The 21,229-nt window shown below is 70.1% G+C and carries 17 protein-coding genes; 2 read left to right on the forward strand and 15 right to left on the reverse strand.

What is annotated here, in order from left to right; all coding sequences use genetic code 11:
* Positions 1 to 14: 14 nt before the first annotated feature.
* The gene (locus ACIHIX_RS13885; RefSeq protein WP_399954447.1) at positions 15 to 671 is read right to left on the reverse strand and encodes a hypothetical protein; all 657 of its coding nucleotides are present in this window, start codon (positions 669 to 671) and stop codon (positions 15 to 17) included.
* Between the two features lie 101 nt (positions 672 to 772).
* On the opposite strand from ACIHIX_RS13885, the gene ACIHIX_RS13890 reads away from it, so the two are divergent.
* Positions 773 to 2,803 carry an O-antigen ligase family protein gene (locus ACIHIX_RS13890; RefSeq protein ID WP_399954450.1) on the forward strand — a complete coding sequence of 677 codons (2,031 nt, stop codon included), beginning with the start codon at positions 773 to 775 and terminating at the stop codon, positions 2,801 to 2,803.
* Positions 2,800 to 3,699 (forward strand): glycosyltransferase family 2 protein, encoded by a 900-nt coding sequence (locus ACIHIX_RS13895; protein ID WP_399954453.1) that lies wholly within the window; start codon positions 2,800 to 2,802, stop codon positions 3,697 to 3,699. The genes ACIHIX_RS13890 and ACIHIX_RS13895 overlap by 4 nt, the downstream gene beginning before the upstream one ends.
* A 55-nt stretch (positions 3,700 to 3,754) precedes the next feature.
* On the opposite strand, the gene ACIHIX_RS13900 is transcribed toward ACIHIX_RS13895, so the two are convergent.
* From ACIHIX_RS13900 to ACIHIX_RS13965, 14 genes are all read right to left on the reverse strand, one after another.
* Positions 3,755 to 4,732 carry a class I SAM-dependent methyltransferase gene (locus ACIHIX_RS13900; RefSeq protein ID WP_399954456.1) on the reverse strand — a complete coding sequence of 326 codons (978 nt, stop codon included), beginning with the start codon at positions 4,730 to 4,732 and terminating at the stop codon, positions 3,755 to 3,757.
* Complete coding sequence (locus ACIHIX_RS13905) at positions 4,726 to 5,403, reverse strand: class I SAM-dependent methyltransferase (RefSeq protein ID WP_399954459.1); 678 nt, start codon at positions 5,401 to 5,403, stop codon at positions 4,726 to 4,728. The genes ACIHIX_RS13900 and ACIHIX_RS13905 overlap by 7 nt, the downstream gene beginning before the upstream one ends.
* A gap of 55 nt (positions 5,404 to 5,458) precedes the next feature.
* Complete coding sequence (locus ACIHIX_RS13910; protein WP_399954462.1) at positions 5,459 to 6,244, reverse strand: glycosyltransferase family 2 protein; 786 nt, start codon at positions 6,242 to 6,244, stop codon at positions 5,459 to 5,461.
* A complete protein-coding gene (locus ACIHIX_RS13915) occupies positions 6,241 to 7,362 on the reverse strand; it encodes a hypothetical protein (protein WP_399954465.1) in 1,122 nt (373 codons plus the stop codon). The genes ACIHIX_RS13910 and ACIHIX_RS13915 overlap by 4 nt, the downstream gene beginning before the upstream one ends.
* Before the next feature lie 5 nt (positions 7,363 to 7,367).
* The gene (locus ACIHIX_RS13920) at positions 7,368 to 9,092 is read right to left on the reverse strand and encodes a lipopolysaccharide biosynthesis protein (protein ID WP_399954467.1); all 1,725 of its coding nucleotides are present in this window, start codon (positions 9,090 to 9,092) and stop codon (positions 7,368 to 7,370) included.
* Entirely contained in the window at positions 9,055 to 9,924 is an 870-nt protein-coding gene (locus ACIHIX_RS13925; RefSeq protein ID WP_399954470.1) for a chain length determinant protein, read from the reverse strand. The genes ACIHIX_RS13920 and ACIHIX_RS13925 overlap by 38 nt, the downstream gene beginning before the upstream one ends.
* Before the next feature lie 48 nt (positions 9,925 to 9,972).
* On the reverse strand, positions 9,973 to 11,106 hold the full coding sequence (gene wecB, locus ACIHIX_RS13930; RefSeq protein ID WP_399954472.1) for a non-hydrolyzing UDP-N-acetylglucosamine 2-epimerase: 1,134 nt from the start codon (positions 11,104 to 11,106) through the stop codon (positions 9,973 to 9,975).
* 3 nt (positions 11,107 to 11,109) lie between these two features.
* Positions 11,110 to 12,369 (reverse strand): nucleotide sugar dehydrogenase, encoded by a 1,260-nt coding sequence (locus tag ACIHIX_RS13935; protein ID WP_399954474.1) that lies wholly within the window; start codon positions 12,367 to 12,369, stop codon positions 11,110 to 11,112.
* Entirely contained in the window at positions 12,369 to 13,139 is a 771-nt protein-coding gene (locus ACIHIX_RS13940; protein WP_399954477.1) for a WecB/TagA/CpsF family glycosyltransferase, read from the reverse strand. Before ACIHIX_RS13940 ends, ACIHIX_RS13935 begins: the two co-directional genes overlap by 1 nt.
* Positions 13,136 to 14,302: a hypothetical protein gene (locus ACIHIX_RS13945; RefSeq protein WP_399954480.1), complete on the reverse strand. Its 1,167-nt coding sequence runs from the start codon at positions 14,300 to 14,302 to the stop codon at positions 13,136 to 13,138. The genes ACIHIX_RS13940 and ACIHIX_RS13945 overlap by 4 nt, the downstream gene beginning before the upstream one ends.
* Before the next feature lie 281 nt (positions 14,303 to 14,583).
* Positions 14,584 to 15,177 carry an acyltransferase gene (locus ACIHIX_RS13950; RefSeq protein ID WP_399954483.1) on the reverse strand — a complete coding sequence of 198 codons (594 nt, stop codon included), beginning with the start codon at positions 15,175 to 15,177 and terminating at the stop codon, positions 14,584 to 14,586.
* A gap of 127 nt (positions 15,178 to 15,304) precedes the next feature.
* Complete coding sequence (locus ACIHIX_RS13955; RefSeq protein WP_399954486.1) at positions 15,305 to 16,795, reverse strand: family 43 glycosylhydrolase; 1,491 nt, start codon at positions 16,793 to 16,795, stop codon at positions 15,305 to 15,307.
* Positions 16,792 to 20,070 (reverse strand): discoidin domain-containing protein, encoded by a 3,279-nt coding sequence (locus ACIHIX_RS13960; protein WP_399954488.1) that lies wholly within the window; start codon positions 20,068 to 20,070, stop codon positions 16,792 to 16,794. The genes ACIHIX_RS13955 and ACIHIX_RS13960 overlap by 4 nt, the downstream gene beginning before the upstream one ends.
* Before the next feature lie 120 nt (positions 20,071 to 20,190).
* Entirely contained in the window at positions 20,191 to 21,219 is a 1,029-nt protein-coding gene (locus ACIHIX_RS13965) for a LacI family DNA-binding transcriptional regulator (RefSeq protein ID WP_399954491.1), read from the reverse strand.
* Between the last annotated feature and the right edge of the window lie 10 nt (positions 21,220 to 21,229).

The following is a 21,229-nucleotide window of genomic DNA, read 5'->3' on the forward strand; positions in this document are numbered from 1 at the left end:
CCGTGAACCACCACTCAGCCCGCGACGGCGAGCTCCTCCGCAGGACGACGTGGCTCGGGACTCCTGCGGCGCGATGCGAACCGGTCGCACCACAGCGTCGCCAGCACGCCGCCGATGCCACCGAGCAGCGCCGTGCCCGCCAGGGCACGGGTCCGGGTGCCCTGCACCAGGGCGGCGCTCGGCGCCACCAGGACGGACGCGCTGATCCGCGACCCGGCCGGGATTCCCTCGGCCTCCTGCAACGCGGTCACATGCCGGGTGTAGACGTCGATGACCCGGCTGACCGCCGTGTCCGCCTCCGTGGCGCTCGCCCCCTTCACCTGCACCTGGAGCGAGGGGATGAGGTAGCGGGGAGTGGCACTGGTGCCGCTGTTGCGCGGGATCAGCTGGTACGACCCATGGACACCGGCGGCCGCCAGCTCCTTGCGCCCGGCGGGCGACTCGAGCTGCTGGACGACGCCGTACGAGAGGGTGGCGAGCGGCGGTTGGAGGTTCGTCAGCTGGTTCGGCTGGTTGCCCGTGACCGGCGGCTTGAGGACGACCACCGCCGAACTCAGGAACCGCGGGGCGGGATGCAGCACTTGGTACGCTCCGGCGGCCGTCAGCACGAGCGCGAACACCAGCACGTACCAGCGGCGCAGCAGCGCTTCGGCGACCTCACGAGGCGACACAGCGGGGATTCCTTCCGTCGGCCCCGATACTCGCATCAACCGGGGCAAGTCGCCACCGGATCACGCGGGTTGCGTGGGGAGTCGGATCGAGGGGAGGGCTCATGAGCCTCGGCGACCTCCTGGCGATCATGCGCAGGCGCTGGTACTGCATGGTGCCGCTCATGCTGCTCAGCGTCCTCGCGGGCGGCTATCTGTTCCGGACCGTCCCGGTCTCCTACGAGTCCCAGAGCTCCGTCACCCTGCTCGACTCCTCGGCGATCGCCGACCTGGCGCCGACCTTCGGCAACCCGCTGTCGAACGCGGGCGGTTCGCTGGTCGTCACCGCGGACGTCCTGATCAGGACGTTGCAGTCGAGCGACTCGGCCAAGGAGCTGCGCTCGCGTGGCGTCACGGACCGGTACACGGTCGGCTTCGCGCCGGACGCCGACAGCCCGCTGCTCACCCTGAGCGTGACCGGCACCGACCGGGCGAAGGTGCTCCGGGAGACCACCACGCTCACCAAGTTCACCGGCGAGCAGCTGAAGGCACTCCAGGCCGCCTCGAAGGTGCCCGCGGTCTACGCGGTGCAGACGGCGCCCGTCGTCCTGCCGCAGACACCGGTCTCGCAGCCCAAGAGCCGGTACCAGAACATCGCGGCGGTCGTCATCGTCGGGATGGTCGGCGCGTTCCTGCTGTCGATCCTGGCCGAAGGCGTCGCGGTGGTACGGCGTCGAGGGCGCGCCCAGCCCGGCTACGTCCCCCGGCGCCACCGGGCCAGTCCCCCCGAGCGGCCCAAGGGGCTGCTGGCCAGGCGCCTGGACGCGACCACGATCCTCACCGGCTATCTGGCACTGGCCTTCTTCGTCCCCTCGAACCTCACCCTGCCCGCTCTGGGCGGGGTCGGCACCCCGGCGAACGTCTTCGCCCTCCTCGGCCTTCTCTGGTACCTCGCGACCTGGCTCGGCGGCCGTATCCTGCCCGCCCGGGGCACCCGGCTCGTCCGCGTGGTGATGTGCCTGCTCGCCGCGGCCGTACTCCTGTCCTACCTGGCGGACGCGACCCGGGAGAGCTCGCACGAGGAGGTCCTCGGCGCCGACCGGGGCCTGATCGGGCTCGGTGTCTGGGTGGCGCTGGTGGTGCTGGCCTCGGCCGGCATCCAGGAGCGCAGCCGGCTGGAGACCCTGATGCGGCGGCTCGTGGTCATGGGCACGGTGGTCGCCCTGATCGGCTACTACGACTTCTTCGCCGCCACCAACATCGCCGACTCCATCCACATCCCCGGCCTCCAGTCCAGCACCGCCGGGATCAGCGCCATGGACCGCGGCTCGTTCACCCGGCCCCGCTCCACGACGGCCCATCCGCTGGAGTTCGGCGGCATGCTGGCCATCCTGGTCCCTTTCGCCGTCCACCAGGCCTTCGACCCGGTACGGCGACACGTGCGCGCGTGGCGCCGCTGGGCCCCCGTGGCGATCATGGCGGGCGCCCTGCCGCTGACCGTGTCCAGGACGTCGATCATCGGCGCCTTGATCGTGATCCTGGTGATGATCCCGCGCTGGAAGCCGCAACGCCGCTGGGCCGCCATCGGCCTCGTCCTCGGATCGGTGGCCGTGTTCAAGGTGATCATCCCCGGTCTGATCGGCACGATCACCAACCTGTTCGCCAGTTTCCTGTCCAACTCCGACAGCAGCACCCAGGCCCGCACGGTCAAGTACAGCGCGATCGTGCCGTACTTCAACGAACACCCGTGGTTCGGCCGGGGCTTCGGCACCTTCACCCCGGACCTCTACTTCTTCACGGACAACCAGTACATGCTCACCCTGGCCGAGATGGGCATCCTGGGCCTGGTCGCACTCTTCGCCCTCTTCATCACGGGGATGCACACCGGCGGCGCCATCCGGCGCCTCGCCCGCACCGACTCGGACCGCGAACTCGGTCAGGCCTTCCTCGCCTCGGCCCTGGTCGCCCTGGTCATCAGCGCCACCTTCGACGCGCTCAGCTTCCCCATGTACGCGGGGATGTTCTTCCTGGTCCTGGGCGCGGGCGGCAGCTACCTCGGCTTCGTCCGCCGCGAGGCGGAAGCCGCCCGCGAAGTGCCCGCACTCCGCATGCCCTCCGAAGAAACCAAGCTCCCCCAACTAGTGGAGTCCCGATGAGCACCGTCGCCGTCATCGTCGTCACCTGGAACAGCGCCGCGGTGCTTCCCGGATTCCTCGCCGCGCTTCCCGACGGCATGGCCGGCCTCGACTGGCGGCTCGTCGTCGCCGACAACGACTCGGCCGACGACACGGTGGAGGTCCTGCGCACGCTGGCCCCGGACACCACGATCGTCCAGACCGGCCGCAACGCCGGGTACGCGGCCGGGATCAACGCGGCGCTGGGCGCGGCCGGCGACCACGAGGTGGCGCTGATCTGCAACCCCGACGTCAGAATGCGGCAGGGCTGCGCCAAACGCCTGGTGGACAGCCTCGGGGGCGGTGTCGGGATCGCCGTACCCCTGCTGTACGAGGAGGGCCAGGACACACCCCACCGCTCCCTGCGCCGTGAGTCGACCGTGCTGCGGGCGCTCGGCGAGGCGGTCATCGGCAACACCCGGGCGGGACGCTTCCCGGCCCTGAGCGAGCTGGTCACCGACCCGGCCGCGTACCAGCGACCCACGCGCGCGGACTGGGCGACGGGCGCGCTGATGGCCGTCTCGGGGGAGTGCGCGACCGCGTGCGGACCGTGGGACGAGTCCTTCTTCCTCTACTCGGAGGAGACGGAGTTCTGCCTGCGGGCAAGGGACTTGGGGTACGTGACGCAGTTGGAGCCGTCCGCAGAGGCGGTGCACCTGGGAGGCGACTCCCAGGTGTCACCCCGACTCTGGACGCTGCTCACCCTCAACCGGGTCCGTCTGTACGGCCGTAGGCATGGTCGCCTGTCCACGACGGCCTTCCGCGCGGCAGTCCTCCTGAGGGAGACCTCCCGTGCGGCGCTGGGCCGCAAGGCGAGCCGAGCGGCAGCGGCGGCCTTGGCAAGACCGGGCGCTTTGAATGTAACGCCGGGTCCCTGACGTCTTTTAGGGGCGCGGGGAACTGCGCGACCAGCCCCCGCGCGCCCGCAGTCGACTACGGCCGACGCCGGCAAACCATCGCAACGAAGTCATGCCCCACATCCGCCAGCGCCGCATCCTCCGCGGCAAAACACCGCTCCAGCAACTCCAGCGTCTCCGGCGCCCCATCCCGGAAGTTATGGGCGATCCCGGAGAACGCGATGTGCAACACCGTGCCCCCGTACGGCCGTTCCTCCACGACCTCGAACTCCCGCCGCAAGCCCGGCAGCAGCGCCGCCGCGTCCACCGCCTCCGACGGATCGTCCAGCACCATCGACATCCGGCTGGGCCGCACGACCCGCCGCTTGATCCGCCCGTCGGCCAACCGCCGCCGCTCCTCGGGCAACCCGGACAACAGGGCGTTGGCCGCGTCGAGTTGCCCGTCCGTCCACTGGAACCGCGTCGGCCCGACGAACTCGTCGATCACGAACAGCCCGTCCGGCTCGATGAGCTGGGCAAGACGGGGCAGCGTCTCGTCGAGATGGTCGAAGTGGTGCAGTGACTGCAAACCCAGCAGTACGTCGAAGCGTTCCCCGTCCGCGGTCATCCGGTTGACGTCGGTGACCCGGAAGCGCAGGACGTCGGACAGGCCCTCCTCGCCGGCGGTACGCGTGGCGAAGTCGATGCGTTCCGGCGCCACGTCCACACCCTCCAGCCGGGAGAACGCACCGGTCCTGGCCCACAGCAGCTCGTTGCCGCCGGTCCCGCACCCCAACGACAGGCCCCGCAGATCGGTACGCGGCGCGAAGTGCTTGGCGGCCACGTACTCGGGGAAGGACACCTCCGCGTCACCGGTCATCAGCAGGTTCCACCGCTTGATCACCGAAGGAATCGCCCACCACTCGGTCAGCGACGGGTCGACCCGCGACCAGTGCTGCACCACCCGGGCGCCGCCCCGCACCCGCAACTTGGCCAGCACGGAGTCGAGTTCGAGTCTGCGCGCCTTGCGCAGGAGCCGGTCCGCGTCATGTCTGTTGACCAGGTTGTTCAGCATGCGGTCTCCGTTCTCACGGCGATGAGCGACTTGGGGGCACCGAGCACCCGCTCGCTGAGGAGCACCGAGCGCGGAAAGAGGTACCGCATCTCGGTACGGGTCAGCAGCTCGATGTTGATCACGGCGTTCATGGCCGACTCCGGACTGTCGGGGCGGCTGTGGACCAGCGGCCAGCGCCGGACGAGGCGGGCCCGGGCGGCGAGCGGCAGGAACTGGAAGCCGGGCGCCACGAAGTGCGGCTCGACGGGGAAGTAGCGGTACGGCGTCTGGATCCAGTGCAGCGGCGCCAGCTGCTCGACCGCGGCGACGAACTTCTGCCGCTGGCTGTGGCCGCCGACATGCTCGATGGTCGAGTTGGAGAACACCAGGTCGTAGCCGCCCTGGGCGCTCAGTTCGGCGGCGATCTCCGGGTCGGTGACGTCGGCGTTCTCCGCGGTGATCCAGTCGGGCAGGTCGGCGGGGTGCGCCTCCAGGTTGATCAGGTGGACGTGCTTGGCGCGCACCGGAGCCCGCAGCCACATCTCGGCCGTGCCGCCGAGGTCGACGACTCGCATGCCCTCGATGCCGGGGAAGCAGCGCCGGAACCGCTCCCAGCGGGCGACGCGCATCCGTTCGCCCAGCGAGCCGGGGGCGTCGACGAACTTGTTTCTGAGGGCGCGGGACGGGGCCATCGGATCAACCACCTGACATCGGAGCGGGAGAGAAGGGGAGGAGGGGCACGGTCTGTCACCAGTCCGTGTAAAAGCTGGCCGGGTTCACCAGGTACCGGACGGTCGGATGCGGCACATGACGCACCCGGTGCCCGCGCCCGTAACGGTGGATGAGCTCCCAGTCCTCCCGGGGCAGCACCTCCGGTGTCCGGCGCAGCCGGCTGAAGTGCAGGGAGCGGGTGCGCCGGGCGACGAAGGCGTTGGTGTCCAGGAAGGACTCGCGGGCGGAGCGGTGCCGGTCGTAGGGGACGGACAGGATGTCCTTCTCGCTGCCGTCCGGCAGTACGCGGCGCAGTGCCGTGTAGACGGCGTCCGGCCCGTCGGGGACGTCCAGGACCGCCAACGCCCGTTCCAGATGGTCGGGTTCCCACAGGTTGTCGTCGTCCAGGAACGCGACGTACCGCGACCGCGTGAGGCGGATGCCGACGTTGCGCACGACGCCCGCCACGCCCGTGTTGCGGGACAGGGAGACGGCGAACAGCCGCGGGTCGGCCGGGAGTTCGGGCAGCCCGGCGCCGTCGTCGACCACGATCACGACCTGGTCGCGCACGGTTTGGGCGAGGGCCGAGCGCACCGCGGCGAGCAGTGCCTCCGGGCGCCGGTGGGTGGCGATGACCGTCGCCACCCGCGCCGACGGCGGCGACGGGAAGGCGGCGGCCAGCCGCCGGACCTCGGCGTTCTCGATCCGGCGCAGCCGCACCGCGGAAGGCGCGAGCAGGACCTTGTTCCTGGCCTCGAAGAGCACCAGCCAGCCGAACACCGCCTTGAGCAGCGTCCACGGCATCCGGACGACGCGGCTCACGAGGCAGGCTCCGGGGTGACGAGACGGCCGTCGGAGAGCCGGTTGTTGCGCCACACGTTCCCGGCGCCCTTCTCGTTCCAGTGCGCGACCACGCCGTAGCCGCCCGACGCGGGATGGAACTCGGTCGAGAAGATGTTGTCGGTGACCCTGATCCCGGTGGCGCCAGTGGAACCGCCGTAGAGCGCGTAGGCGCCGCCGGCGATCCAGTTGTCGTCGACGGTGACGTTGCGGACCACGCCGACGTCCGCGAACAGGCCGATGCTGCCGGAGGCGCCCTGCTTGAGGCTGGTCTCGTTGAGCAGGGTGTTGTGGCGGATGAGGAGGTGGCCGGTGTTGCCGCCGCCGCTGATCACCGCGTTGGTGTGCTGCCACTCGCCGCCGAGGTTCACGAACGGCTCGATGTCGTGGACGTAGTTGTCGTGGATGTTGCCCTGCCCCATGGACAGGGCGTCGCCGAACACCGAGATGTCGCACCAGCCGACCTCGACGGAGCTGCCGCCCATGTTCGACACGGCGTAGTCCACGCCCCCGTTGTCCGGGCCGGTGCCGGGGACGGCGGTGATGGTGGAGTGCAGCACCCGCAGTCCGCTGAAGCCGGGGCGCAGGTTGACTCCCCACCAGCTGTCCGAGGTGATCCTGGTGTCGATGATGGTGACGTTGTTGGCGTAGATGTCGAGCGCGCCGGTGATGTCCTGGCCCCGGATGACCGTGCCGTCGGTGCGGATGGTCTTGTAGCCGGTCTTCTTGGGGGTGAGGCGGGTGCGGGGTCCGGTGGTGCGGGCGTCGGGGAAGCCGCAGGCTCCGGGGGAGGAGCAGCCGGTCCGGGCCGCGGGCGTGCCGGTCCCGGACTGCTTCGCCGAGGGCTTCGCGGAGGCGGCGGCGGACGCGGAGGACGGCGGGGGCGACGCGGTGGCGGGGGTTCCGGTCGGGTCGCCGATCTCGGCCGACGGCGTGGCGCTCGACGCCGTCGAGGACGCGCTCGTACGGCAGGACGGTGTGTCTTTCGGGCAGTCCGCCGACGCGGACCTGTCCGATCCCGAGCAGGCCGCGGTCGCGACCGTCAGTAAGGCCGCGAGCAGCAGCCCCTGGAGTGAGCGTCGGCTGGTGGGCCGTGACATCCGGGTCACCTCAAGTCCTGTTGGGGAGACCGGACCGGTGCGGTCGCCCGGTGCCGGCCGCGGTGGGGCCGGTCGCCGGGGTCGACGCCGCGCAGGAAGCCGCGGCTGGGCAGGACGCACACCGTGTAGCCGGCCAGGGCGATCGTGCCGATGGCGAGCAGGGCGAGCCGACTGTCTCCGAACCGGGGCTCCAGGCCGAGGACGACCGCGGCCATCACGGCCCCGCCGAGGAAGGGCCAGGCGCAGGCCCGGGCGATCAGGCCGACGCCGATGCCGCCCCGGCGGAGGGCGATCAGGAACACCGGCACCACCAGGCCGCCGGCGACCAGGACATGGCCCTGGGCGACCCCGGCGGTGCCGTTGAGACGGGCGGCGACGAGCAGTACGGGGATCAGGGCGACCAGCCACAGGCCCTGGACCAGGAAGAGCGAGCGGCGCTGGCCGACCGCGACGAGACAGTCGTAGGCGAGTTCACTGCCGATCCGGATGAGCCCGAGGGCCATCAGCCACGGCAGCGCACTGGCCGCGGGTGCCCATTGGTCGCCGTAGATCAGCCGGATGACGGGTTCCGCGAGGCCGGCCAGCAGGACGCACAGGGGGACGGTGCCGGTCATCAGGACGCCCAGGGCGCGGCTGAAGCCCTGGGCGAGGGCCTGCGGTGTGTCGGCCAGGCGGGAGAAGCCGGCGAAGGAGACCCGGCGGGCGGCCTCGGAGATGATCCGCACGGGCCAGCCGGAGATGTTGAAGGCGAGGACGTAGAACCCGAGGGAGATGTTGCCCAGCGTCGCGCCGACCACCATGGTGTCGACGTTGACCACCGCGAGGGCCAGCATGCTCGCCCCGGCCAGCGGCAGCCCGAACCGCAGCAGCGCCCGGGCCTGTTCGGGGTTCCAGCCGTACTTCAGGGTGCCCGGCGCGGCCAGCGCGCAGCCGATCAGCGTCACCACGTTCCCGGCGACGGCCCCCACGGCGAAGCTCATCGCGCCCCAGTCCGCGAAGGCCAGCACCAGGGTCACGCCGGTGGCGACGACGAAGTTGAGGCCGTCGATGGCCATCCGCTTGCCCTGCGCGAACTCGCGGGTGAGGAAGCCGCCGGGGACCTGGGCCACCCCGTCGATCAGCACACACAGGCACATCACCCGCAGTACGCCCGCGGCGTCCGGCGAGTCGAGCAGACCGGCCACCGTCGGCGCGGACGCGAACAGTGCCACGTACAGCAGACCGCTGGAGAGGGTGCTCAGGGTCAGCACGGTCGGCGCGAACCGGCGCGCGTCCCCCTCCCAGCGCACGATGGCCAGGCCCACGCCCAGTTCGTTCGCGGACAGCAGCACCAGCAGCACGGTCTGGGCGATGCCGTAGACGCCCCACTCCGCGGGGCCCAGGGCGAAGCGGGCCAGCACGATGCCGGTGGCGAAGTTGCCCAGGCGCAGGACGACGGTGTTGATCAGACTCCAGCGGGCCGCCGAACGGACCTTCCGGCCGAGGGACGGTGCGGCGGGTTCTGGGGCCGGGGGCGAAGCGGGAGAAGCGAACGCGTCGCTCGTCCCGCCGGTCGCGACATCAGTCCCACCGGGCGGGGCAGCCGTCTCACTGGTCGCGACACCAGCCCCACCGGTCGCGACAGCCGTCCCACTGGTCGCGACACCAGCCCCACCGGTCGCGACAGCCGTCCCACCGGGGGCGTCGCTCGTCTCACCGGTCTCGCTGTCCGGTGCGCGGGCGATGTCCATGGGTCGACTCCTCGTCGCGCGGCTCTGCGGCGGATGCTCCGGCCATGACGGGCCGTGGTTCTCTGGGCTGGGCGGCGGCCTGTCCGTCCTTGCCGGCCCGCTCCTGCTCGGCGGCCTGCGACCAGCTGGGCGGGCGCCGGATGGCGAGCGTCTCCTCCACCACCGGCACGGCGGTCGACTCCTCCTCGTCCGGCAGGTCCGGCAGGCCGGGCGAGGCCGGCGCGCCCGGACGCCGCGGCCTCCTGCGCGCCTCCACATAGAAGACGGCCACCAGGGTGAGCACCAGCCCTCCGCCGCCCGCCATGATCATGTACTCGAGCCGGGTCTTGGTCTGCGCGACCGGGGTCTGCGGGGCCACGATCGTCGTCATACGGATCATGGCCTTCGAGGCGACCGACTGGTCCTGCTGGAACTGCTCCAGCCGCTCCTTGGCGTAGGCGGTCAGGATCTTGTCCGAGGACAGGACGGAGGCCTGGTCGGTGCCGGTGACGGTCAGCCACAGCAGCGGCCCCTGCGCGTTGTCGGCGAGCTTCGCCTCGAACGTGCCCTTCGCGCCACGGGACTTGAGCTCCCTCAGCGAGTCGTCGGAGTTGAGGTTGCGCGCCAGGCTGTCGGCCATGCCGGTGAGCGAGGTCTGCGTGCTCAGGAAGGGGTTGCCGTCGTAAGCGACTGTCGCCTTCTGGGAGTTGAGCAGCACCACCGTGCTCTGTGACTGGTAGGTGACGTGCACCACGAGGGTCACCCCGAAGACGAGGCCCGCGGTCAGCAGCAGCCCTGGCAGCAGGACGTACCAGCGCCTGCGCATGACGCGGAAGATCTCCGCGAGATCCATGGTCCCCCCTAGTGACCAGATGTTCGACGAGCATATGTTGCAAGCGGATCATATGGGGAGCGTTCGGTCCGTGGGTCCCGGTTGATCGGTGGGTCTCGGTCGGGTGCTCGAAGTGCCTCCCTTCAGCAGCACCTCGGCGATGCGTTCACTGGCTCTGCCGTCCCAGAGTTCGGGTCGGCGCGGTGCGGGCGGGGCGTCCAGTATCCGGTGCACGGTGGCCACGATCCGGTCGGGGTCGCGCCCGGCCAGTACGTTGGTGCCCTGCTCGACGGTGATGGGCCGCTCGGTGTTGTCCCGCAGCGTCACGCACGGCACGCCGAGCGCGGTCGTCTCCTCCTGCACCCCGCCCGAGTCCGTGAGCACGACACGGGCGGCGTCCTGGAGTGCGATGAAGTCCAGGTACCCGGCGGGCGGGACGAGTCGGATGCCACCGGGGACGCCCAGCTCGGCCAGCTTGTCTGCCGCGCGCGGATGCACGGGCAGCACGAGCGGGCAGCGGCCGGCGATCTCACCGAGGGCCTTGAGGAGCCCGGCGAGGATCTCGGGGTCGTCCACGTTGGCGGGCCGGTGCAGGGTCACCAGGCCGAACTCGCCCCGGGTCAGCCCGTATCGGTCCAGGACGTCGGAGGCGCGGGCCCGGTCCAGGTTGACCAGCAGCGTGTCGATCATGACGTTGCCGACCAGATGGATCTGGTCCTCCCGGTACCCCTCGGCGCGCAGGTTCTCGACCGCGTCGGGGGAGGGGGCCAGCAGATAGTCGCTGACCCGGTCGGTGGCGACCCGGTTGACCTCCTCCGGCATGCTCCAGTCGCGGCTGCGCAGCCCGGACTCGACATGCGCGAGCAGCGGACCCGCCTTGGCGGTGACCAGCGCGCAGGCGAGGGTGGAGTTGATGTCGCCGACCACGACGACGATGTCCGGCGCGACCTCTTCCAGCAGGGGCTCGAACGCGGTCATCACCCGCCCGGTCTGCTCGGCGTGGCTGCCGGAGCCCACGCCGAGGAAGCGGTCGGGCGGCCGGATGCCGAGGTCGGCGAAGAACACGTCGTTCATGGCCGGGTCGTAGTGCTGCCCGGTGTGGACGAGGAGCACCTCGGCGCCGCGGCGCTCCAGGGCGTCCATCACCGGTTTGATCTTCATGTAGTTGGGGCGGGCCCCGGCTACGCAGACGATGCGCGGCATGGTTCAGAGCACCTCGATCGTGGGTCCGGGGGTCAGGCGACGACGGCAGTCGAGGACGAACGGGGCCTGTTCGGCGATGAGTTCGTAGTCGAAGCCGTCGTGGTCGGTGAGCAGGACCACCACATCGGCGGCGGCCAGCTCCTCCGCGTCCGGTTCGACCCGGACCAGCCGGGCGTCCACCGGCAACCCCTCGACGACATGCGGGTCGGCGGCCCTGACCTGGGCACCCATGTCAAGGAGCAGTTGGGAGATGCGCAGGGCCGGCGACTCGCGGGCGTCACCGGTGTTCTTCTTGTACGCCAGACCGAGCAGCAGGACGCGCGAGCCGTTGACGGATCTGCGTCTGGCGTTGAACAGGTCGGTGACGCGCCGGGTCACGTACTCCGGCATGTGGTTGTTGATGTCGTTGGCCAGCTCCACGAACCGGAAGCTCTGGCCGAGTTCGCGCTGCACCCGCCAGGACAGGTACGACGGGTCGATCGGCAGGCAGTGACCGCCGACGCCGGGCCCCGGCGTGAACTTCATGAAGCCGAAGGGCTTGCTGGACGCGGCGTCGATGGCCTGCCACACGTCGATGTCCAGGTGGTGGGCGAACATCGCGATCTCGTTGACCAGCGCGATGTTCACATGCCGGAAGGTGTTCTCGAGGAGCTTGGCGAGTTCGGCCTCCTTCGGCGAGCTCACCGGCACGGTGGTGTCGACGAGTTGGGCGTAGAAGTCCTGTACGGCCTTCAGGGACGCCTCGTTGACTCCCGAGACGACCTTCGGCGTCTCCTTGAAGCCCCAGACCGTGTTGCCGGGGTCGATCCGCTCCGGGCTGTACCCGAGATGGAAGTCGGCGCCCGCGGCGAGACCCGAGCCCTCCTCCAGCAGCGGCGCGAACAGCTCCTGGGTGGTGCCGGGGTAGGTGGTCGACTCCAGGACCACCGTGGCGCCGGGGCGCAGATAGCGGCCGAGGGTGACCGCCGACTCCTTGATGTACCGCAGATCGGGAGTGCCCTCGTGCAGCGGGGTCGGCACCGTCACGACGGCGACGTCGAAACCGCCGCAGTCGCGGGCCGACTCGCTCGCCCGGTAGGTGCCGTTGTCCAGCGCCGCGCGGATGCGCTCCGAGGAGACGTCCTCCACGAAGGACTCACCGGCGGCGAGGCTCTTGATCCGGCGCGCGTCGACGTCGTACCCGATCACCTCGTGTCCGACCTCGGCGGCCCGGATGGCCAGCGGCAGTCCGACGTATCCCTGTCCCACCACGACGACACGCATCAGTGACTCCTGTTCGCGGGAGCGGTCGACGGGGTGAGCCGGAAACGCTCGCGCGCCGTCATGAGAAGGAAGGCAGCATTGGTGGTGAGGTAGCGCCGGCCCAGGCGGCGCGGTTCCTGGAGCACGCGGTAGAGCCACTCCAGGCCCAGGCGCTGCCAGGCGGCCGGGGCCCGCTTGGTGATCCCGGCCAGGATGTCGAAGGAGCCGCCGACGCCGTGCACCACACGGGCGCCGGTGCGTTCGCCGTACGCGGCGGTGAAGATCTCCTTCTTCGGCGAGGTCATGCCAAGGAAGAGCATCTGGGCGCCGCTGTCGGCGATCGAATCGGCGATCGCCGCCTGCTCGGAGTCGTCGAAGTAGCCGTTGCGGTGGCCCGCCACCTTCAGGCCGGGGAAACGCGCGGCGACCCGCCGCACCATCTCCGCCAGCACCTCCTCCTTGGCGCCGAGGAAGTAGACCGACATGCCCGCCGTCTCCGCCTCGGCCAGCAGCCGCAGGAACAGATCGATCCCGGCCACCCGCTCCGGCAGCGGGGCCTTCAGCACCCGTCCGGCCCAGACCACGGCCTGTCCGTCGGCGAGGACCAGATCGCAGCCGGACACCGCCTTGGCGAGGCGCTCGTCGCGCCGCATGTTCACCAGCTTCGCGGCGTTGACGACACCGATCTCCAACTGCCTGTCGTCCCGCACCGCTTCGAGGCAGCGCTCGACGGTCTGGTCCATGGTCAGCGGGTCCAGCTCGACGCCGAACAGCGTCCGTCTCCCACTCATATTCGGCCCCCCTGCCAGGCGTGGAGCATCCAGCCGAACTCGTACGGTCGGCATTCACGGTCCACGGACAACGGGCGGTAGACCCGGTCCAGGGCCCCCAGTCGCAGGCCCGGAACGGCCCGGGTTGTCAGTCCCCGGGCGGCGCGCACGGCCTTCTTCGGGTCGCCCCGGTAGACCTTGCGCCAGGTCACGCCGAGGTCGTCCAGGATCAACGGCTCGCGGACATCCGGGCGTTCGGACAGCTCCGGTACGTCCGTCATCCAGCGCAGGCCCTTGCGGATCGCCGCGCCGAAGTCGCTGCCGCCGGCGTCCGTGAGGTCGAACAGGGCGGTCGGTGCCATCGCGTGCTGGTGGACGCTGTAGACCGGGTAGCCCTCGATGACCCCGCCGGTGCGCGCGTCGTAGTGCCACCACCACTGCCCGCCGTCGCCCTGGAGCTGACAGATCCGCTGGGCGCAGGCCTCGGCCGCGGCGAGCGCCTCCGGGTCCCCGTCGCCGCTCGCGTGCGCGAGGGCCAGGGCCTGGAGCGGATAGGTCTGGTCGGCGAAGCAGCTCACATGGGCCCGGTACCAGGGCAGCAGTCCGGGCGCGGTCGCGTGCGGGAACAGCGGACCGGCGCCGACGCGGGCCCGCAGCAGCCGGTCGCGGGCCGAGGTGAAACGTCTCTCCACGTCGACCGTGTCACGGGCCGCCGCATAGGCGGACAGCACCCAGGCGGCCTCGACGGTGTACTGCGGCTTGTCGTACGCGTCCAGCGCCTCGACCCGGGCGAGGGCGTCGGACAGCTTGGGGTGGACGGTCTCGGCGGCGGCCCAGGCGATGAGCGCCGCGTCGCCGAGGTTGGTCACCCCGGGCAGGGACTCCACCAGCAGGCCCGTGAACTCCTGCGCGGTGCGCCCGCCGAGCGCCGCCCGCTGGCGGTCCTCGGGGAGGAAGCGCACGCCGAGCGCGGTGATGGCCGCATACCGGGTGCTGGTCCCGCGCCGGTCCAGGGTCCAGGAACCGTCGGGCGCCCGCCGCCCGGCCATGGTGAAGGCGAAGGCCTCCTTGCCGGGCAGCAGCATCGCCGGGAGACCCAACTCCGCCACCGTGAGGAGACGTTGGGCGAGCGCGAGCAGCGACGGTTCCTCACGACCGAGCGCGGCCAGACGTGACATGGTCATTTTTGGGACACACCAACCCCCCTGTGGGCCCTGTGTTGGACAGACTGGTGAAACGTCGGGCCACAATCGGCCAACGACGGAAGGCAGACGTCAGGCGCCGGAGCGGCTGTCACTCCTGGACGCGGACACAGGTGTCCCCACCACCCCGTAACCCCCCCTGGGCACTACTGGCTTGTGCGGTCATTGTGCATGGTCTGCACACTTCGCACACATGTTATGCCTGTAGATGTTCGATGATTTGGCCTTTGAGGGAAACAGTTGGGAACGGCTGGAAACAGGAGTCATGCGCGCTCGACGAGTTCGCCGTCCTTCTCGTCGTACAGCCCGCCCGTCTCCGGGCACTCCCACGTGCCCGGATCGCGTTCCACCAGGCGTACGCCGGCCCGCCCGACCCAGCCGATCCGCCGCGCCGGCACACCCGCCACGAGTGCGAAGTCCGGGACGTCCTTGGTCACCACGGCCCCCGCCGCGACCAACGCCCAGCGACCGATGTGGACCGGGGCCACACAGACCGAACGCGCCCCGACGGAGGCCCCTTCGGCCACGGTGACGGCGACGGCCTCCCAGTCACCGCCGCGCTTCAGCTTCCCCTCGGTGTCCACGGAACGCGGGAAGTAGTCGTTGGTGAACACGGCCGCCGGGCCGACGAACACCCCGTCCCCGAGCACGGCGGGCTCGTACACCAGGGCGTAGTTCTGCAGCTTCACGTTGTCGCCGATCCGCACCCCGGGACCCACGTAGGCCCCCCGGCCCACGATGCATCCGCCGCCCAGCCGGGCGTCCTCGCGGATCTGGGCCAGGTCCCAGACCGTCGTCCCGTCGCCGAGGGTGGCCGTCTCGTCGACCTGGGCGGTGGGCTGAATTCTGACGTTCATCGGGCGGAACCCTTCTTCAAGTCGCACGGAGCGCTCATCATCGATCACCGATCGCTCGCTGGCTACGGGTCGAAGGGTTCCGCCGTGTCATGGCCGTGGATCCGGCCACTCGGGGTGAACGCAGCGCCTACTCCCCGGAAGGCGCCGGCAACGCAACCCCCAGGGCCACCGGTGTCCCGAAGTTCGGCGTGCCGTCCGCGTTCCAGGTGAACTTCTGTGCCCGGGTCGTCCGGTTCATGTCGCAACCGCCGCTCGTGGAGTTGTTGGCGTGGTAGACGATCCAGTCCTCGGTCCCGTCCGGCGACTTGAAGAAGCCGTTGTGTCCGGGCCCGTAGACGCCGGCTGCGTTGGACCGCTGGAACACCGGGTTCGGCGACTTCACCCAGGACGCGGAGTTGAGCGGATCACCGCCGTTGTAGGTGAGCATGCCCAGCTTGTAGTCGGGTGTGGAGCAGTGGCTGGCGGAGTAGACGATGAACGTCTTCCCGTTGCGCTGGAGCACCTCCGCACCCTCGTTGACCGCGCCGCCCACCGTCTCCCAGCTGTAGGTCGGCGTGGACAGGACGCGGCGGGTGCCGCTCGCGGTCCACGGGTTGGACAGCGGGCGGATGAACATCGGCTGCGAGCCGTTGTAGAAGGTGCCCAGCAGATAGAGCTGCCCGTTGAGCTGGAGGATGCTCGGGTCCAGCTCCCAGGTGTTGTCCTGCGCCGGGTCGAGCAGGTCGGCCTTGAAGGTGTAGGGGCCCATCGGGTCGAGGCCCGCGCTCTCCAGCACGTGGATGCGCTGGGTGCCGAGGTCGTACGGCTCCCGCCCGGCGGTGTAGTAGAAGTACCAATGCTTGCCGTTGGGGCCGTCCAGCAGATGGAACTCCGGCGCCCACATGGTGCCCGCTCCGTTGGGCCGGGTCAGGTTGAAGATCACCTGGTCCGTCGCCGTGGCGAGCCCGGCGAGGGTGCTCGACCTGCGCATGGTGATCGTCGCGTTCCAGGTGGTCGTGGCCAGGTAGTAGAAGCCGTCGTAGTACGTCAGCCAGGGGTCGGGGCCGTGCTGGGACAGCGGGTTGGTGTACGTCTTCGCCGCGCCCTCGGTGAACGCGGGCAGCCGCCACACCCTGCCGTTCGCCGAACTGCACGGCAGCTGCACCAGGTTGGTGTCGGACGCCGACGAACCCCCGCTCGGCGTCACGCACTTGCCGGAGCTGACGGCGACCAGGTTGAGCGTCTTGTCGGTACCGCTCACCGACACCGGCACCAGTCGCCACTGCTGGTTGGTGCCACCGTGGCAGGGCCACTGGATGATCGCCGCGTTGTCGGCGGTCGAGGCCCCGTACACGTCGACGCACTGACCGGACTGCGTGGTGATCGTGTAGACGTCGGTCGTCCCGGAGACCGGGGTGAAGCCGAGGCTCTGGTTGGCGCCGGAACTACAGGCGAAGGCGCGGAGCTGCGCCCCGGCGGCTGTCGAACTGCCGGGCAGGTCGACGCAGTTGCCGCCGTTCTGGTTCACCCCGGTCGATGTGAAGGAGACGGCGGCGGCAGCGGTCGGCGGCGCCACCAGGAAGGCGACCGCGAGCGTGAGCAGGGCGATGAGCGCTGAGAGACATCGGGAACGGGTCACGGGCCGTACACCTTTGCTTCCAGGAGGCCGACGGAGTTCGTGCCGTTGCTGGTGAGCAGTACCCGTAGGCGGGTGGTGCTCGTCGCGGTGAACGTGACGCTGTTGTACTGGTTCTTGGTCAGCGAGTACGTGCTCGCGCCCGGGACGTCGACATAGGAGCCGCCGTTCCAGTACTGGAGTCTCCAGGCGGAGGGCATGTCGATGCCCTGGTCGTCGTCGAAGAAGTAGACGTCCGCCTTGTTGAGGGTCCTGGCGGTCGGCCAGGTCAGCTCCGCCCACTGCTGGCCCGTTTCCGGCCAGGTGCCCCAGCGCGGGTTGACGGTGTCGTTGGACGACGGCGGATCGACGCCGTCGTTGATCGCGGTGACGGCCTCCCAGGGTGAGGTGTACGACGCGGTCGGCGTCGCCGACGTCGCCTGGTTGGCCGGTGGCTGCACCCCGCCCCGGTTGTAGATCTTCACCTCGGTCAGGCCGGTCCTGGCGCCGGAGGCGTTGGTGGCGAGGACACGGACGCGCTGGGCGCTGATCGCCGGGAACCGCACCAGGTTGTAGTTGGCGCGGGGTGCGGCCGGACTCTTGGTCTGGCTCGGCACGTTCACCCACGCACTGCCGTTGTAGTACTGGACGGCGTACGAGGAAGGGGCCCGGTAGGTGGTGCTCGCGGGGCGGCTGTCCTTGAAGTACAGGCGCACCTCGTTGAGCGTGCGCGCGGTGCCGAGGTCGAGTTCGTACCAGTCCTGGCTGTTGGCTGAGCCGCCCGCGCCCCAGAAGGGCTCGTTGGTGGGGTAGCCGTCCACCGCGCCGGCCGTGCTGCTGCCGGAGCCGGTGTAGGAGGCGGACACGGTAGCCCCGGCCGCGAGGTTGGTCAGGTCGGCGCTGAGATCGACGCCGGCCTTGGCGAGCATGTCGACCATGCGGGGGCTGTCCTGCACGACCTGGTCGGGGGCCTTGAGACCGGGCACCGCGATGTGCTGCGTGACCGTGCCGCCGGTGGTGACGTCACCCGTGGCCGGGTCCCAGGTGAAGGGGACCAGCGAGTTGACCGTGGCGACACGGTTGCCGTTGACGTAGATCGAGTAGCCCTCCGGGATGCCCGGGTAGCGCACCACGCCGTCGGCCGGGTCGTCCCACACGATGGACAGGTCGGCGCCCCGGTAGCGCAGGTTGTTGACGGTGAAGTGGTCCCAGCCGATGTCGATGGGGGAGAGCTCCACCTTGGCGTCGTTGCGCGGCCTGAGCCCCGCCACGTCCTCGATGACCGTCCAGTTGCTGCTGCCCAGGATGTTGTGGTGGATCCAGGAGCGGTAGTCGATCGAGCTGCCGTTCCAGTCCGCCCAGAACTCGTTGGCGTCCGGCCACTGCGTGTTGCCGCCGACGTACTGCGCCCAGGTGTTCCAGTACAGGAGCTTCTTGTAGTCGTTCGCGCTCATCCAGGAGTTGGGATAGTTGCGCAGCACCGACGAGTACAGCCGGAACTGGACCGTGGAGTTGATGGTCGAGAAGTTGTTGGAGCCGGGGTTCCCGGCGTCGGCCGCAGCCTGCTTGTCGACCTGGTTGGCGGTGTAGAACGGGAACACCGGGTACTGCGCCGGGTCGTCGTACAACCGCAGCGCCTGCTTGTAGGTGTCGGTGTCGGGGATCGCGCCGACCGAGAACGGGTAGTAGTTGTTGATCTCCTTCCAAGGCACCCATTCGTTGGTCGACTTGAGCCGGTGCTCGAACAGCTGCCGGTTCGGATTCCACAGGACATTGACGATGGCGTTCTTGATCTGCGTCGCCAGTGTGCGCATCTCGGTGGCCTTGGCCGTGTTGCCGGTCGCCTCGTAGGCCTGCGCGGCGGCGAGCGCGCCGCTGTACGGGTAGGCGGACTCGGCGCGGTCCATGGTGCCGGACTTCCAGTGGAAGGAGACGGCGTCGGCGTCGTTGCCGGTCAGCGCGCCCCAGTCGTACTCGATGAGCTTGTTGTTGTCGTGGTCGTAGTAGGCGAGCTGGCCCTTCACATCGCCCTCGGCGTAGTGCGCGAGCTGGGCGGCGATGGCGGGCTGGCCGCCGTGGATCTGGTAGCTCTTCCAGGCCGCCTCGGCGATGTACTGGGTGTAGCTGTTGGACCAGTTCTCCGGATCGCCGGGGTTGTCGAGGAACCGGGCGCCCTTGGACGTCTGGCCGACGCTCAGCCAGTCCCCGTACGAATAGGCCGGATCGCGCAGGTACTTGAGGTCGTCGATGTGCATCGGCTGGGTCAGCGCGATCGCGTTGTTGTAGCCGAGGGCCCCCTCGACGGAGGTCGGGAACTGGAAGGTCTGCCCGGGGATGTCCGCGTCGAGGTTGTTGAAGCGCATCAGCCACCAGCGGTAATAAATGTTCTTCTTGATCGCCGGCTCGGGCACGTCGATGTAGGGCACGTTCTGCGCCCACCACAGGTTGTACGCCCGGACGTGGGTGGCGAAGGCGGTCGCGGGGGAGTAGCCGGCGTAGGCGTTGTACTCGGTGAGCGACTCGGGGATCTCGTCGGTGACGAAGCCCATCACCACCTTGGTGGTCACGGTCGCTCCGGCCGCGACGGTCACGGACCGGTTCAGGCCGCCGCTCGACACCGTGAAGCCGTCGCCGGTGAGGCGGGGGCGCAGGGTGGTGAGGTTGTTGTACGCGTTGACCTGGCCGGTCAGCTCACTGCCACTGCCGGTCGTGGCGTAGGGCGAGGTCGCCCGCAGTTGCAGGGTGGTCGCGCTGCTGCCATTGTTCCTGATCGCCAGGTTGGTGACCGCGACGTTGTTGTCGGTGATGAACTTGGTCTGCTCGACCGAGACGTTCCCGCTGGTGTGGACGCTCTTCCAGTGGCTGGGCGTCTGCCGCCGCTGGGCGACCTGCTCGGTGAAGGTGCCCGGGGTGATCGCCACCGTGTAGGCGTTGTTGTCGTTGACGCTCTCCCAGTAGGCGACATGGCCGCCGAAGCCCAGCACCGCCGGATCGTGCGTCTTCATGAACAGCGCCCGCCCACGGCTCATCAGCCAGGTCCCGGCAGGGTCGTTGCCGGTGCGGGCGAGCAGACGGTCCATCCAGAAGTCGGTGCCCGAGCTCTCGGCGTCGTAGATGGCGCGCATCATGTCGCCCGGCGTCTGGGCGACCGGCGGCGCGGGGATCGCGGGACCGTTGAAGGTGGGGAAGCCGATGGTCTGCGCGGCCCGGGCCGCGGGCGTCGCGGTGAGGACGGAACCGATCAGGAGTGCCAGGACGACTGGCAGGCGCTGTAAGCCGGACTCTGTTCGTCTTCGCATCGGGCTCCCCTTTGCTGAAACGACGGCTCTGAAACGAACCTAAAAGGTTTTCGCAACGTAGGAGTGAGCTGAGGGAGTGTCAAGGGAGGCGGAGGGGAGGGGAGTTGGCGGGCCGGAGATTCAGGACAGGTGGGCCGTGGACCCACGGATCGCCACGCGGCAGGGCAGCGCCTCGACCCCCGGGCGCGGTGCGCCGGCGATCGCGCCGAACAGAGCCTGGGCCGCGGCCCGCCCCACCTGCTCCAGGTTCATGTCCACGCTGGTCAGCAGCGGACGGCAACCGGACGTCATCACCTGCCAGTTGTCGAAGCCCATCACCGCCACGTCCTCCGGCACCCGGTGCCCCCGCTCACGCAGCACGTCCACCACGCCCCGGGCGATCTGGTCGTTGCCGCACAGCACGGCGTCGACGTCCGGGTGCTGGTCGAGGAGCAGCGCGACCGCGGCCCGCCCCCACCCCTCCGACCAGGACCCGAAACGAGGTTCGCCGACCAGCGAGAACCCCGTGTCGGCGAGTGCCGCCCGCGCCCCCGCGACCCGGTCGTGCGCCGCCGCGTACCCCGGGTCGCCGGTGATGTGCGCGATCCGTGTCCGGCCGCAGGCCAGCAGATGCTGCACCGCGATCCGCCCGGCGTCCACGTTGTCCGGCACGATCGACAGATCCTCCGGATCGTCCGAGGGCGCGTAGGCGTACACCACCGGTACGGGCAGGCCGCGGCCCAGGGACGGACGCGGGTCGGTCCGGCTGCCCACCACGATCAGACCGTCGACCCGGCGCCCCAACAGGGCCCGTACATGGTGCTGTTCACGGATCGCGTCCCCCCGGGCGTCGCACAGGAACACCGCCACCTCGCCCGCTCCGAACGCGTCCTCGGCGCCCATCAGTATCGGGATGCTGAACCGGCCCTCCAGGTCGCTGGTGAGCAGCCCGACCGTGCCGGTGCGCCCCGCGAGCAGACCCCGGGCCAGCTGGTTGGGCCGGAACGACAGCCGCTCGGCCGCCTCGATCACCCGCTGCCTGGTCTCGGCGCGCACCTGGCTGCGGCCGTTGAGGGCCTTGGACGCGGTGGCGACGGACACGCCTGCCAGCCGGGCGACGTCGGAGAGCGTGGCGGTGTGCGAACGGGCCGGGCCGGGCGCAGGTGTCATGAGGAGGTCT

The organism is Streptomyces sp. NPDC051913, from assembly GCF_044593635.1.
In the GTDB taxonomy this organism is placed as follows: Bacteria; Actinomycetota; Actinomycetes; order Streptomycetales; family Streptomycetaceae; genus Streptomyces.